Consider the following 13,830-nt stretch of genomic DNA (forward strand, 5'->3'; position numbering starts at 1 on the left):
ATGATTCACCATATTGAAATGAATGTTTCAAATCTTGCAGTTTCCCGTCGATTTTACGATCAGCTCTTCCCGCTTCTTGGCTATACATTATTTCAGGACTGGCCGGAAGGTTTCAGTTACAGAAAAGGAAAAGAATATCTTGTTTTTGTCCAGACTCCCTCAGAATTTCTCGAAGCAGGTTACCATAGAAAAGCTGCCGGTCTGAACCACCTGGCATTCCATGCGCCGTCGACTTTCGAAGTGGACGCAATTACGGAACAGATGCGACAATCAAATGCGAAGATCCTTTATGAAGATTGGCATCCGTATGCCGGGGGTGAGGGAACATATGCCGTCTTTATGGAAGATCCTGATCGGCTGAAAATAGAAGTTGCAGTATCGGAATGCGGTGAATACAAATGAGATGGCTGGCCTCGACTGCAGACGAGGACAATATTTCCCGGGAACCAACTACTATGGGGGATATAATTAACTATGAGAAAAATGGGAACACATACCGCTTTATCGCGTCAAATACATCAGTGTATGAAGCAGAATAGATTTTTAGGGATTAGGTGTTATCCGGCCATAAATTGGAAGCACTGCTCATCACGCGGAATGGCAGGCAAGATGAAAATTTAACGGGGATTATTACACTGATAGACCTGATTCGAATAGAATAGTGAGTTGATATTTTATGAGGAAATTGATTGTTTTTATTGTATTTGCAGCACTGGTCTGGTTTTTCGCCTGGGGAAGCAATAACTGGATACAAACAACTGAATATACCATTTCCTCTGAACGATTGCCGGCAGCTTTTGACGGCAAGAAGATTGTACAGGTCTCCGATGTGCATAATGCGATGTTCGGAAAAGATCAGCAGTCTCTCATCCAAAAAGTTGAAGAAGCGCAGCCGGATGCTATTTTCATTACCGGTGACCTGATTGACAGCAATCGATACGATCTGGATTCGGCCTTAATATTGGTCGATGCTTTGGTTGATATCAGCAAAGTTTATTTTGTGACAGGCAATCATGAAATAGCAACGAACAAACTGGAAGACTTAAAATATGTGCTGACGGAAAGAGGCGTCATATTTCTTGAAAACGAAGCTGTTGACTGGGAACTGGAAGGGGAAACTGTGCAGATAGCCGGCATCCATGATCCCTTGATGGACGAGTATTACCGTGACGAGAAGTATACGAGAGGCGCGATTGAAAATGCAGGGTTGGATAATAACTTTACCTTGCTGCTTGCCCATCGGCCGGAACAGATGGCCGTATATGCAGAGAAAAATATAGATGTCGTTTTTTCGGGGCACGCGCATGGCGGACAAGTGCGAATTCCGGGAATCGGTGGCCTTTTTGCTCCTGGCCAGGGATGGTTTCCTCGAATGACGGAAGGAGTTTTCAAAAAGGATTCAACACAGCTGGTTCTCAGCCGGGGCCTCGGGAACAGCGGCTTTCCATTGCGTATTCTGAATCTGCCGGAAATTGTTTCAGTCACTTTGGAAAAACAATAGAAGAGGCAATGATTTTTTATGAGGGGGAAACAATGTGATCAGCAAAAAAGAAATTTCCCTGACTTTATACAACCCGAAAATCTCAGTGCAATATGAGCTGCCGTCAGAACAGCTGGAATTCTCCGGCATGCCTCAGGACATTATTGATCGTGATAAAGGAAATCCGCTGAAGCATTTTGTCATCATTCACGCAGGCAGAGAAGTGGCTGGTTTTCTGGAGCTGGATGAATCGGATGACCGGAAGAAATACTCCAATAACCCGAATGCTTTGCTGCTGAGAGGATTTTCGGTCAACCCGAAATACCAGGGACGCGGAATCGCGACCGGTTCCATTTATGCGCTGCCGCAATTTATGCAGAAGAATTTCCCGGGATTCGATGAAGTGGTTCTCGGAGTAAATGCCAGAAACAAAGCTGCAAAAAGAATTTTTGAAAAAGCGGGCTTTGAAGATACCGGCAGACGCTATATGCGCACGAACGGAGAACAGATTGTCATGTGCATGAGAATTGAAGAGCAGCTGGAGGATTGAATCCTTCAGCTGCTTTTTTTCTTTTATTCGAAATACAGATGTTTATGCAGGCTGCAGCCGGAATTGAATGCCGCAGCGCAATTCGGACATGACGAGGCGCATTCGAGATAATCTTCTATCGAAAGTTCATTGCCGCAGGAACCGCACAGAACCGCCTTTTCAGTGAATTTTTCCTTTGGCCACACCTGGTGAGTGCCGCAGCCGACAGTCTGATGGCATTCAAAACAGGGAAAATATTCACCACAGCAATAGAACTTTATGGCAATCCGGTCGATTTCCGAATGGTAGTGGAAGCAGCGTGTTTCCGGGTCAACAGCCACTCCTTTGACATTTACAGCATGGGGCATCCGTGTTCCTCCTCTGTACGAAAATGTATTAATGTTCTCTTCTTTTCTCCTATGCTACTATGGGATAGACAAATAATCGAATTGAATTCTTCGGGGCGGGGTGAAATTCCCCACCGGCGGTGAACAGCGCCCTGCTGTAAGTCCGTGACCCTTTTGCAGGAAATCCGCGTCTGCGGCTTTCCTGCAAAAGGTGGAGCTGGTGAAAATCCGGCACCGACAGTTAAAGTCTGGATGGGAGAAGAATTCACATTCAATTTGTTATGCGCCACTTCTTTTCGATAATCGAATCGGAAGGAGGAATTGTTATGAAACAATTTAAAAAGCCAGTGCTTTATTTCTTTTCAGCATTTCACAGCAATACGGACTGTTTGAAGCCCCTTTATATAGAGGGCTTTTTGGGCAACCATGGAATTCATTTGCCCGTAAGTCGTGGAAAGAAGACCGGCGCATCGAGGAAAATACCTTCTTATTTAATCTGCTCTTTAACCCTTACCCCACCGCCCATTCGCCCCATGGTGGTATCTTACCCATTTTTTAGAAGACCGGTAACACAGTGCAAATCTCAAAATTTTATAGGGGAGTGTGCCTGAATGTTCACAGGAATAGTGGAAGAAGTAGGACATGTCACAGCGCTGCGCTCAAAACCCCAGGCTATGGAATTGACGATTGCCTGCAGCCTCATTTTGGACGACATTAAAAGAGGGGACAGCATCTCGATCAATGGTGTCTGTCTGACAGTCTCTCTGCATGACCAAAAAAGCTTTACGGTTGATGTCATTCCGGAGACAGTAAAATCATCGACGATGTCGGAACTGAGAACAGGATCCCGTGTCAATCTTGAACGGGCAATGCCGGCAAACGGCCGGTTCGGCGGACATTTCATCAGCGGACATGTCGATGGAATAGGTACAATCCGCTCGGTAAAAAAAGAATCGAATGCCGTGACCAAAGTTATTGAGCTCGATCCTTCCCTCATGAAATATATGATGAAGAAAGGATCTATATCGGTGGATGGCACGTCACTCACAGTTTTTTCAGTCGGCAGCAATACGGTCACGATTTCACTGATACCCACCACCCGTGAAGATTCACTGCTCGGTGAAAAAGGGATCGGCGAACGCGTCAATATCGAATGCGATCTTTTGGCGAAATATACAGAAAGAATCCAACAGTCCGCTGACTCTGGCATATCAAGAAGCTGGCTCGCAGAACAAGGATTCTAGAGGGAGGCATCGCATTGTTTTACACAGTGGAGAAAGCATTGGAAGAACTGAAAAAAGGCAAGGCAATTATCGTCATCGATGATGAAAATCGTGAAAACGAGGGTGATTTCATCGCTTTAGCTGAATACGCTACACCTGAAATCATTAATTTAATGGCAACTGAGGGACGTGGCCTGATTTGTGTGCCCATCACGGAGGAGATTGCAAAAAAACTTGAAGTCGGCCTGATGACCGATGTAAATACGGATGAATACGGCACTGCCTTTACTATTAGCGTTGACCATAAAGACACTACAACCGGGATCAGTGCCTTTGAACGTTCGCATACGATTAGGAGCCTCATCAAAGAAGATGCCAGGCCATCTGATTTCAAACGGCCGGGACATGTTTTCCCGCTGATTGCCAAAGATGGCGGCGTCCTTGAACGCACCGGTCACACTGAGGCAGCTGTCGACCTGGCGAAACTTGCAGGGTCGGCCCCGGCTGGCGTCATCTGCGAAATAATGAATTCAGACGGCACGATGGCCAGAGTTCCGGATTTGATCAAAGTGGCTGAAAGGCTGGAACTCGGAATTTTAACAATAAAAGATCTGGTTGATTATCAACAAAAAACAGCAGCTGGAGAGTCTGGCCGCAGCGATGGAGGAGAATGACCATGACTGTACATTATGAAGGTTATTTAAACGGGGAAGGTTTGCGGATCGGCATCGTCGTCGGCCGCTTTAACGAATTTATCACAAGCAAATTGCTGAGCGGGGCTGAAGATGCATTAAAGAGACATGGCGTGAACGATGAAGATGTCTCAATCGCATGGGTGCCTGGCGCATTTGAAATTCCATTGGTGGCAAAAAAAATGGCCGTCAGCGGAAATTATGATGCCGTCATTACTTTAGGAACGGTCATCCGCGGAGCGACTCCGCATTTCGATTATGTATGCAGCGAAGTGGCAAAAGGGGTATCACGCGCCAGTGACCAATCGGAAATACCGGTCATTTTTGGGGTTCTGACAACCGATTCCATCGAGCAGGCAATCGAACGCGCAGGCACCAAAGCAGGAAACAAAGGCTGGGAATCTGCAGCAGGCGCTATTGAAATGGCAAACCTGATGAAAAAACTCCGATCCAAGAGAGTCCTAAAAAGTTTATGAGGTGAATGTTGTGGAAAAGACACTCTATTTGATCAGGCATTGCCAGGCGACAGGGCAGGCGCCGGATGCCGAACTGACAGCGGAAGGCATGAAACAGGCAGAAGCATTGACTGTTTTTTTCAAAGAACTTGATATCAGCCATATCATCAGCAGCCCTTTCACACGGGCCATTCAATCCATTGAACATTTGGCGGTTGCACGTTCTTTGCCGATTCAGATTGATGACCGTCTCGCAGAACGGGTATTGAGTTCGGAAAATCTGCCTGACTGGCTGGAAAAACTGGAGCAATCTTTTTCTGATCCCGATTTGAAATTTGAAGGCGGCGAAACGGCGAGGGAAGCTGTGGAGCGCGGAGCGGCTGCAATGGCTGAAGCTCCCGGTAATGCCATTTTGGTGACGCACGGCAATATGATGGGACTGCTGCTCAAAAGATTCGAGGAAGCATACGGCTTCGAAGAATGGAAGGCCTTATCAAATCCTGATGTCTACATTCTTTCAATTAATGAAGAAAATACAATCGTAAAAAGAATCTGGAAATAGAAGTAAAGCCGGGAACCCGAGTTCCCGGCTTTTCCTATTCCAATGTATTGCCTTCAGCCGGGATTGGGTTGTTTTTCAGCAGGCGGGCAAAATGGAACGTATTGTAAGCCAGCCGTTCAATCGTGGATTTCGTGAATTCGTTATCCCGGCCCGCGTCCATGTAAGAGTCCCCTGGTCCGGCTTCACCGACCCAATAGGCATCCACGTTCGGCGGCACAGTGAAACCGATATGCGACAGGCCATAAAGGATTGAAGCCGCTGAATGTTTAGCTCCGTCTTCATTGCCGGTTACAACCGCGCCGCCTACCTTATTGTAGAAGACAGCCTGCCCTGTATCATTGGTGACGCTGCTGCTGCCGTACAGGTGTTCAATGGCCTGGGTGCACAGTGAACTTTTTTCACCGAGCCAGATTGGTGTGCCGATGATGAGGATATCCGCGGCCATCACTTTCTTTAGAATTTTAGGCCACTCGTCGCCGTCTCCCATATCTTCCTGTACACCGTAGGCGATATTATAATCCGCCAGTCTCACAATCTCCGATTCAACACCCAATTGGTTGAAATGGACCTGTACATCTTCCATGAACCCTTCCGTATGGGAAGGGTCTGAAGTGCTTTTCAAGGATGTATTCAGAAATAAAACTTTGATTGTCTGCATTCAAACACTCCTTATGATTTTGTCTTTATTCCTATTCCCTGACTGCCCTTTTTTATTCACAGCGTTAGAATAGTTTGAAAAGGATAGAACGATTATAATAGGGGTAGATATTTCTTGAGGAGGCGACTGGATTTGGTGAAAAAGTTCGAAGACGAAGTTATGCAGGCAATGAACAAAATGTTCGAAGATGAAATGAAGAAAGTGAATGATATGCTGGAGAAGGAATTGCTCATTTCGCTTATTGGCGAAGTGAACGCAGGAAAATCTTCCACCGTAAACAGAATCATCGGGGAAGACATTGCCAGCACGAATCCAATGCCGGGTGAAACGGTCAGTGTCGACCCTTATAATATGCGTGGACTCGAAAACATTAAATTTATGGATACACCGGGCTTGAACGACCCCAATGATGAAAATCCGAAAAAGACGCTGGAGTTCGTCCAGAAGTCGGACGTTGTGCTGTTTTTTCTGAATGCTGCAGGTACGGTATTCTCAGACAGTGAAAAGGAAAAATTCACGGCAATCGAGAAAAACAACAAAGATATTTTAATCGTGCTGAACAAAATCGATGCAGCCGAAAACATTCCTTCCCTTATCCAATTCGTCAAAAGCCATACAAACAATAAATACAAAGTGATTCCGATTTCCTCGAAGACGGGCGAAAACCTGGAAGACTTGAAGCGGGAAATTCTTGTGATCCTCGAAAAAAAAGGTAAAGACCTGCTTTTTGCCAAAAGCATGAAAGAAAAATCCGCTGCTGCGACGAGGTGGATCGTCGGCGCCGGCGTATCGGCCGGCATCATCGGGGCATCGCCCATTCCGGGATCGGACGTCGTGCCGCTGACATCGCTTCAAGTGGGTCTGATTATCCGTCTTTCTAAACTGTACGATAAGCCCTTAACGAAAAAAGCGGCGAAAGATATGATCGTCATCACGGCTACCCAGACGGTGGGCCATACGATTTACAGACAGGCGCTGAAATTCATTCCGGGAGCAGGATCCATAATTGGCGGTACAGTGGCAACAGCCATGACGGTAGCACTTGGGTATGGAGTGAAATATGCATATGAAAATAATATCGCCATCGACTACGATCTTATCGGCGACCTGTTCAATAAATACAAGCAAAAGGCGACGAAAGCCTGACGTTTCGAGCCGCTCAGCTTTGAGTGGCTTTTTTATCATTGTCCTGAAGGCAAAGGAGGCAAGAGATGCATATATTAGTAGTCGAAGACAATCCTAGCGTCAGTTCGATGCTGGAATTATTTTTTTCGAAAGAAGGGATCACCGGTGATTTTGCTTTTGACGGAATCGAAGGATTCGATAAATATCAGCAAAACGACTATGATCTGCTGATCCTGGACTGGATGCTGCCTGGACTGGACGGCATCGCCCTTTGCCAAAAAATCCGTGAGCAGGGAGATCAGGTCCCCATTATCATGCTGACCGCAAAAGACAGCGACTCTGACCAGGTGATCGGTTTTGAAATGGGTGCAGATGATTATGTGACAAAACCTTTCAGCCCATTGACGCTGATGGCGCGGATCAAAGCAGTCACCAGACGGGCACATAAAGAGGAAAAGAATGACGACAAAATACAGACAGCGCATTTTACTGTAAATAAAACCACGAGGGAAGTACAAATTGATGAGGCCACCGCAGATAACCTCACACCGAAAGAATATGATCTGCTTGTTTTTCTGCTGCAGCATCCGAAGCAGGTATTCAGCCGCGAGCAATTGCTTGAAAGAGTGTGGGGCTACCAATTCTATGGAGATGAACGGACGGTCGATGTGCACATCAAAAGAATCCGCAAGAAAATAACGGGCGGCGAAAAGTATTTCCATACCGTTTGGGGAGTTGGCTATAAATTTGAAGAACCGGCGGATTAATTATTTTTATCAATTGATGGGAAGCCACCTCAGCATTCTGCTGATCTCTTTTATGATTCTCAGTCTCCTGTTTGTCCGGTTTGTCGAAGAATTCGCCTATGAGGATAAAGTGCAGGAACTCGAAAGTTATGGCCAGCAGATATTGGCCGAACTGGAAGGCCCGCGACCTGCAGCCAATCTGGAGCAATATGTCTCCATTCTGCAGGCGCAGAACATTAATTTCATCGTCTTTGACCAGCAAAGCCGTATTCTGTATCCGATATCGGAAGCATTTCCGCCGGTCGCTTTGACCCGGGAGGAATGGAATGTGATCGAGCGGGGTGAAACACTCATCGTTAACCGGGATGTGGAGCGGTTCGAAGATACCGTGACATTTGTCGCTTTGCCGTATGTTGCCGGCAGCCGGCTGGTCGGCGGGGTGCTGCTTGCTTCGCCTGTCAGCGGCACAAGTGAGATGATCTTTGAATTGAACCGGACATTGCTGACAGCGATGCTGGCGGCATTGGTGATCGCGCTGCTGCTCAGTTATCTGCTGTCCAAATTGCATGTCAGCCGATTGCAAAGAATGCGCAAAGCGACAGCCATGGTCAGCGAAGGTAATTACGACGTGACATTGCCCCCATCCGGCAGGGATGAATTTGGGGACCTTGCCAAAGACTTCAACAATATGACAGCAAAACTTCGCGAATCCAATGAAGAAATCGAACGGCTCGAAAATCGCCGTCGCCAGTTCATGGCGGATGTCTCCCACGAAATGAGGACCCCTTTGACGACGATTGCCGGGATCATCGAAGGGCTCCGAAGCAATATGATCGAAGAGGAACAGCGTGAAAAAGGCATGAACCTTGTAAGAGAAGAAACGAAAAGGCTGATGCGCCTCGTCAATGAAAATCTTGATTATGAGAGAATCCGATCCAATCAGGTCACTTTGCTGAAAGAAACGGTGGAAACACAGGAATTGCTGGAAATTATAAAAGAGCATATGGAGTTTCTCGCTGCAGAAAAAGGCAATGTTATCAAGATTGATGCAGAGCCCGGTCAGCAGGTTATTGTCGATATGGACCGGATCATTCAAGTCCTTACCAATATCGTGAAAAACAGCATTCAATTTACGGAAAATGGTGAAATTCGATTAATATCCTTTTCAGAACCGGGGTATTCGGTGATTCGGGTGGAAGATACCGGCACCGGCATCGATGTGAAGGAGATTGATATGATCTGGCGCAGGTTTTTCAAATCCGACGTCTCAAGAGGCACCGGACAATTCGGCCTCGGCCTGTCGATCGTCAAGCAGCTGGTGGAACTTCACGGAGGCGATATCCGGGTGGAGAGTGAGAAAGGGAAAGGCACAGCCTTCATCATCCGGCTGCCGATTGAATAACAGCGCAAAAGCGAAGAAACCCGCTTTTGCGTTTTTATTTCGGCTGTTTTATTGCAATTGAAACTTTCCATTTTCTTTAATGCTTCGGTCATAGTTTGTTCATAATTGCCTGCTATTCTTTATTTAACGGCAAAGAGTAAATACCTTTTATTGCCTGAAGTACGGAGCGCTTCAAAATAATGATCCAGGAGGGAAAAATATGGGCTATTATAATTCACCAGAACCGAAGAGAAGAAATAAAGGGAATTTCATTTCAGGGTTTTCAGGAATTTTGGCGGGAGCCGTTCTTGCTGGAGTGGTGCTGCCCGGATTTACAGATTCGGAACAGGGGTTCAGCGTTGATACACAGCAAGTGGAGAACGTCAGCGGAGTGGAAAGTGTCTCAACGGTTGTATCCACTGATGTAACAAAAATTGTGGAAGAGACATCTCCGGCAGTGGTCGGCGTATCCAATCTGCAGGCTGCGCAGCAAAACCCTTTTATCCAGAACACAGGCGGTGAGCCTCAGGAAGCTGGAGCCGGCTCAGGGGTTTTCTATAAAATCGAGGGCGATTTCGCCTATATCGTCACCAATAACCATGTGGTTGAAGGAGCAGACCAGGTGACTGTCACGTTGGACGACGGCACTGAACTTGACGCGGAAGTGCTCGGCACGGACATCTGGACCGACCTGGCCGTACTGAAAACAGCTTCTGACAATATTGAAGCTGTTGCAGAATTTGGAGACTCCTCTGTCCTGAGAGCCGGCGAACCGGTCATTGCCATCGGGAATCCTCTCGGCCTGCAGTTTTCAGGCTCAGTGACGACGGGTGTCATTTCAGGAACAGAACGTTCAATACCGATTGATATCAATAAAGATGGAACAGAAGACTGGCAGGCAGAAGTCCTGCAGACGGATGCCGCCATTAACCCCGGAAACAGCGGTGGCGCCTTGATCAACAGTGCGGGCCAATTGATCGGCATCAATTCGATGAAAATTGCCCAGGCCTCAGTTGAAGGAATCGGTTTGGCGATTCCGATCAATTCTGCTATCCCGATCATCGAAGATTTGGAGACAAAAGGTCAAGTTGAACGTCCGACACTCGGCGTATCCATTTTGGATCTGCAAAATGTGCCTGCACCCGCCAAGCAAAATGAATTGGGTCTGCCGGCTGAAGTGGAAAAAGGCGCAATCGTTTCCTCTGTGGCCGAAGGGTCCGGCGCAGACACAGCCGGTTTGAAGCAATACGATGTAATTGTTGGCATGGATGAAGATGAAATTGGGTCCGTTCTCGAGCTTCGCCAGTATCTCTATACAAAAGCTGAAGTCGGGGACACGATAACGGTTGAATTTTATCGCGGGTCGGAATTGATGGAAGCACAAGTTGAATTGACAGAAGGCTTATAAATTTGATAACCAGCCATTACAAAAGCACTCCCGCTGAGGAGTGCTTTTTATCGTCCATTAAATTTGGTGATGCAGACGCATCAGTTCATCAGCCCGAACATATCGGAGGCGATCCCCACTATCAGAATGATGAGTACGATGACTACAAATATCGCCACGCCTACTTTGATTTTATTCATTTCCTTTACTCTCGGTTCCTGCAGACCTTCTTTTTGCTCAGGCGGATTGTCTATATCTTCAGTACTTTTTCGCATATAATCTTTGCGCTCTTGTGGTTCGTTATTATTTTTCTCGCTCACAATAAATACCTCCTGTTCACTGTATTTACTCTGTCCATACCCTTTGAAAGAGGTGCTTAATCAAAATACTTCTCTTCCTGTTCGAGTTCACGGCGTGTCAGAGCTTTCGCCAGTTCCCTGCCGAAAAGTTCAGATGACTGAGGATCGCGGCCAGTCAGGATGCGTTCATTTGCCCAAACGGCGTATTGGTCCTGGTCTTCAGCTTTCGAGTAATTGGCGACTTTCGAAAGCTCGTCTTCCAGGCTGAACGGCAGCAAGCCGCGCACTTCTTCCGGCTCTTTGTCATTCGGATAGCCGGTTACATCCAGACCTTCCAGCAAAGGCCGCCCTTCCTTCGTTTTTGTAAATACCAGCGGAGCGGGGCCGTGGCAGACGGCGGATATGATGCCGCCAAGTTCGTAGACGATGTTGATCATATTATGGAGTTCTTCGCTATGGGCAAGGTCAAACATTGCGCCATGTCCTCCCACGATGAAAATAGCATCGTAATCGCTCGCTTTGACATCCACCAGCGGCGTTGTTTTATCGGCGATTCCGGACTCGTATAATTTTTTGTATTTCCCTTCAGGATCATATTCCTCTGAAATACTGAGCGGGTCGACCACCGGTTTGCCTCCCAGCAAAGAAGCGATCCCAACGGTATGGCCTTCTTTTTCAAGTTCCATTGCAGGAGCGAATAATTCTTCCGCCCACCATCCTGTAACGTAATTGTTCTCTTCATCTGCGTATCCGCCTGAAAGTACAGCCAACACTTTTGCCATGCTTTTTCCTCCTCAGCTTTTGAACTGTCTATTTCTTCATTTACCCGAAGGTGCAATACTGAAACAATCATTGTCAAAATAGTGTCTCGTTATCAAATGACTATGTTTTATTTGAGCTTATGGGGGTAATCATAAGATGTATGTAAAATTTTTGAAGGAGGAGGCCAAGATGACTGAAAAGAACAGTGAGCGCAATCTCGATCCGGAAAGAATGGAACAAAACGAAGAGAACGGTACAGCCGGCACGAACGACTTTAATGCCGGTGGAAATGATTCCGATTATGACGGCGGACACCCGAAAGACAGCCAGCCGGATAGTGACGGCCGCATCGATAATGGCGAAGAATATGCCAGACGTCAGCATGGCAAAGATGAAATTGACACGAGTTCATTTAATGCAGGCGGAAACGACTCGGATTATGACGGTGGCCATCCGGCAGACAGTTCAAGTAACAGTGAAGGAAAGATTGACTCTGAAAAATAATTAAAATATGACAGGAGAGTGTGCCAATGTTTTTCCATAGAAAAGAGCTGCAATATCATGCAAAACCCGAGTCTCCAGATCCGGTGTTCGCAAAACAGGTTCAAGAATTGATAGGCGGGCAATTCGGTGAAATGTCAGTGGCAATGCAATACTTATTCCAGGGTTGGAACACAAGAGGCAATGAAAAATACCGTGACCTTTTGATGGATACAGGATCCCAGGAGCTTGGGCATATTGAGATGCTCGCTACATTGGTAGCCAGACTATTGGAAGGTGCCCCGGTCTATGAACAGGAAAAAGCAGCGGCTGATCCAGTTGTCGGCGCGATCATGGGCGGCATGAATCCGCAGCATGCCATCGTACATGGTTTGGGAGCGTCTCCGAAAGACAGCAACGGAGTTCCATGGAATTCAGGATATATTATTTCCAGCGGTAACCTTCTGGCTGATTTCCGCGCGAATGTCAATGCCGAGTCTCAAGGGCGCCTGCAAGTAGCACGCCTCTATAGCATGACAGATGACAGAGGCGTAAAAGATCTGTTCTCTTTCCTGATTGCCAGAGACACGATGCACCAAAACCAGTGGCTTGCAGCCATCAAGGAAATGGAAGCCAAAGAAGGCGTCATCGTTCCTTCAACTTTGCCGCCTGAATGGGAAGCGAAAGAACATTCGCATGTCCTGTACACGAATCCAGAAACAAGCACGGCTTCACAACTGGATTTCCTGAATCACCCAGCTCCGGATGGCGGAACATTTACAGTGGAAGCCGCCAAGCCATTCGGCGAAGCTCCAATGCTGAAACCGGCACCTCCGCAAGCACACAATACGCTGCCGGGTGAAAATGATTAAGAATCAATCGGGCCTCTTTTTCGAAAGAGGCTCTTTTTAATGGAAGGTGAAGCGGATGACCAGAAAAATGTGGATGATGACTCAGACGTGGAAGAACCTTTTGTTTCTGCACTGGCCGGTCGATCCGAAAAAATTGCTGCCACACATTCCTAGTGAACTGGAGCTCGATCTGTATGACAATAAGGCCTGGATAGGGATTGTGCTGTTCAAGGCACTGGGAACCCGGCCGAGATTTCTGCCGCCGATACCCGGTTCGGCAAATTTCCTTGAAGTGAATGTGAGGACGTATGTCCGGTACAAGGGGAAAAGTGGCGTCTACTTTTTCAGTTTGGATGCAAGCAGCAGAGCCGCAGTGGAAGCTGCTTCATTTGGAGGGTTTCTGCCATACCGAAAAGCGGATATGTCTTTCCGAAGAAATAAAGAACACATCCAGTTTGAAAGCCGGGTTGTTGAAAAAGAGGCTGCAGCAGAGCACATCTCTCTCCGCTACCAGGTTTCTGTGCAGCAGGCAGTTTCGACGCCACTTGAACGATGGCTGACGGAACGTTATTGTCTCTGGACAAAACCGGGCCAGTATTTAATGCGGCTGGATATCGTACATGAACCGTGGAAACTGAGTTATGTTAAAGGAGAAATTACCGGCAACACGATGGCACCGTATCTGGGTCGGAATTTCAGTGGCGGGAAGCCGATGGCGCATTACGCCGAAATGAAAAAGGTGCGCTTTTTTCCGCCGGCAGTTGAAAAGTGAGAAACCACGCAGCAAAAGTGCTGACGGGTTTCAGGCTGACGAGAAACTCACGTATTTTTCAATCATTCCGCTTCAGACAGA

18 protein-coding genes, 1 pseudogene and 1 riboswitch are annotated in these 13,830 nt (G+C 47.1%); of the genes and pseudogenes, 15 read left to right on the forward strand and 4 right to left on the reverse strand.

The features are described 5' to 3' along the window. From KW93_RS07630 to KW93_RS07640, 3 genes are all read left to right on the forward strand, one after another. Positions 1 to 402 (forward strand): VOC family protein, encoded by a 402-nt coding sequence (locus tag KW93_RS07630; RefSeq protein ID WP_033542392.1) that lies wholly within the window; start codon positions 1 to 3, stop codon positions 400 to 402. Positions 403 to 676: 274 nt separating this feature from the next. Further along, positions 677 to 1,501 (forward strand): metallophosphoesterase, encoded by an 825-nt coding sequence (locus KW93_RS07635; RefSeq protein WP_033542393.1) that lies wholly within the window; start codon positions 677 to 679, stop codon positions 1,499 to 1,501. A gap of 34 nt (positions 1,502 to 1,535) precedes the next feature. Then, positions 1,536 to 2,030: a GNAT family N-acetyltransferase gene (locus KW93_RS07640; RefSeq protein WP_052131509.1), complete on the forward strand. Its 495-nt coding sequence runs from the start codon at positions 1,536 to 1,538 to the stop codon at positions 2,028 to 2,030. Between the two features lie 23 nt (positions 2,031 to 2,053). Here KW93_RS07640 and KW93_RS07645 read toward each other — a convergent pair whose 3' ends face one another. Continuing rightward, positions 2,054 to 2,377 carry a CHY zinc finger protein gene (locus KW93_RS07645; protein WP_033542394.1) on the reverse strand — a complete coding sequence of 108 codons (324 nt, stop codon included), beginning with the start codon at positions 2,375 to 2,377 and terminating at the stop codon, positions 2,054 to 2,056. An 82-nt stretch (positions 2,378 to 2,459) separates the two neighbouring features. Continuing rightward, a riboswitch (FMN riboswitch) is annotated at positions 2,460 to 2,624 on the forward strand. A 58-nt stretch (positions 2,625 to 2,682) separates the two neighbouring features. Between KW93_RS07645 and KW93_RS07650 the strand changes: the two genes are divergently transcribed. The 5 genes and pseudogenes from KW93_RS07650 (at position 2,683) to KW93_RS07670 (ending at position 5,288) form a co-directional block, all read left to right on the forward strand. Continuing rightward, the gene (locus tag KW93_RS07650) at positions 2,683 to 2,967 is read left to right on the forward strand and encodes a hypothetical protein (protein WP_033542395.1); all 285 of its coding nucleotides are present in this window, start codon (positions 2,683 to 2,685) and stop codon (positions 2,965 to 2,967) included. Further along, a complete protein-coding gene (gene ribE, locus KW93_RS07655; protein ID WP_033542396.1) occupies positions 2,968 to 3,600 on the forward strand; it encodes a riboflavin synthase in 633 nt (210 codons plus the stop codon). It begins immediately after the preceding gene. Positions 3,601 to 3,614: 14 nt separating this feature from the next. Then, positions 3,615 to 4,205, forward strand: a pseudogene (gene ribB, locus KW93_RS07660) (3,4-dihydroxy-2-butanone-4-phosphate synthase); the annotation flags it as partial. A gap of 50 nt (positions 4,206 to 4,255) precedes the next feature. Then, positions 4,256 to 4,747, forward strand: coding sequence for a 6,7-dimethyl-8-ribityllumazine synthase (ribH, locus tag KW93_RS07665; RefSeq protein ID WP_033542397.1), 492 nt, complete (start codon positions 4,256 to 4,258; stop codon positions 4,745 to 4,747). 10 nt (positions 4,748 to 4,757) lie between these two features. Then, on the forward strand, positions 4,758 to 5,288 hold the full coding sequence (locus KW93_RS07670) for a histidine phosphatase family protein (protein ID WP_033542398.1): 531 nt from the start codon (positions 4,758 to 4,760) through the stop codon (positions 5,286 to 5,288). A 34-nt stretch (positions 5,289 to 5,322) separates the two neighbouring features. On the opposite strand, the gene KW93_RS07675 is transcribed toward KW93_RS07670, so the two are convergent. After that, positions 5,323 to 5,946 carry a flavodoxin family protein gene (locus KW93_RS07675; protein WP_033542399.1) on the reverse strand — a complete coding sequence of 208 codons (624 nt, stop codon included), beginning with the start codon at positions 5,944 to 5,946 and terminating at the stop codon, positions 5,323 to 5,325. Between the two features lie 132 nt (positions 5,947 to 6,078). Between KW93_RS07675 and KW93_RS07680 the strand changes: the two genes are divergently transcribed. From KW93_RS07680 to KW93_RS07695, 4 genes are all read left to right on the forward strand, one after another. Beyond that, positions 6,079 to 7,092, forward strand: coding sequence for a GTPase (locus tag KW93_RS07680; protein ID WP_235318387.1), 1,014 nt, complete (start codon positions 6,079 to 6,081; stop codon positions 7,090 to 7,092). A gap of 65 nt (positions 7,093 to 7,157) precedes the next feature. Next, positions 7,158 to 7,838 (forward strand): response regulator transcription factor, encoded by a 681-nt coding sequence (locus tag KW93_RS07685; RefSeq protein WP_033542400.1) that lies wholly within the window; start codon positions 7,158 to 7,160, stop codon positions 7,836 to 7,838. After that, complete coding sequence (locus KW93_RS07690) at positions 7,819 to 9,219, forward strand: sensor histidine kinase (protein WP_235318388.1); 1,401 nt, start codon at positions 7,819 to 7,821, stop codon at positions 9,217 to 9,219. The genes KW93_RS07685 and KW93_RS07690 overlap by 20 nt, the downstream gene beginning before the upstream one ends. Before the next feature lie 199 nt (positions 9,220 to 9,418). Beyond that, the gene (locus tag KW93_RS07695; RefSeq protein ID WP_033542401.1) at positions 9,419 to 10,606 is read left to right on the forward strand and encodes a S1C family serine protease; all 1,188 of its coding nucleotides are present in this window, start codon (positions 9,419 to 9,421) and stop codon (positions 10,604 to 10,606) included. 80 nt (positions 10,607 to 10,686) lie between these two features. Here the strand turns inward: KW93_RS07695 and KW93_RS07700 are convergent, their stop codons facing one another. Then, positions 10,687 to 10,905: a hypothetical protein gene (locus KW93_RS07700; protein ID WP_033542402.1), complete on the reverse strand. Its 219-nt coding sequence runs from the start codon at positions 10,903 to 10,905 to the stop codon at positions 10,687 to 10,689. 56 nt (positions 10,906 to 10,961) lie between these two features. Beyond that, positions 10,962 to 11,666 carry a type 1 glutamine amidotransferase domain-containing protein gene (locus KW93_RS07705; protein WP_033542403.1) on the reverse strand — a complete coding sequence of 235 codons (705 nt, stop codon included), beginning with the start codon at positions 11,664 to 11,666 and terminating at the stop codon, positions 10,962 to 10,964. A gap of 169 nt (positions 11,667 to 11,835) precedes the next feature. Between KW93_RS07705 and KW93_RS07710 the strand changes: the two genes are divergently transcribed. Genes KW93_RS07710 through KW93_RS07720 form a run of 3 tightly spaced genes read left to right on the forward strand, consistent with a single transcriptional unit; the run spans position 11,836 to position 13,749 of the window. Further along, complete coding sequence (locus KW93_RS07710; RefSeq protein WP_033542404.1) at positions 11,836 to 12,150, forward strand: hypothetical protein; 315 nt, start codon at positions 11,836 to 11,838, stop codon at positions 12,148 to 12,150. 26 nt (positions 12,151 to 12,176) lie between these two features. After that, complete coding sequence (locus KW93_RS07715) at positions 12,177 to 12,998, forward strand: manganese catalase family protein (protein WP_033542405.1); 822 nt, start codon at positions 12,177 to 12,179, stop codon at positions 12,996 to 12,998. A gap of 55 nt (positions 12,999 to 13,053) precedes the next feature. Next, entirely contained in the window at positions 13,054 to 13,749 is a 696-nt protein-coding gene (locus KW93_RS07720; RefSeq protein ID WP_033542406.1) for a YqjF family protein, read from the forward strand. The last annotated feature ends 81 nt before the right edge of the window (positions 13,750 to 13,830 follow it).

The sequence above is a fragment of the Planococcus sp. CAU13 genome (assembly GCF_000775575.1).
Taxonomy (GTDB): Bacteria; Bacillota; Bacilli; order Bacillales_A; family Planococcaceae; genus Planococcus.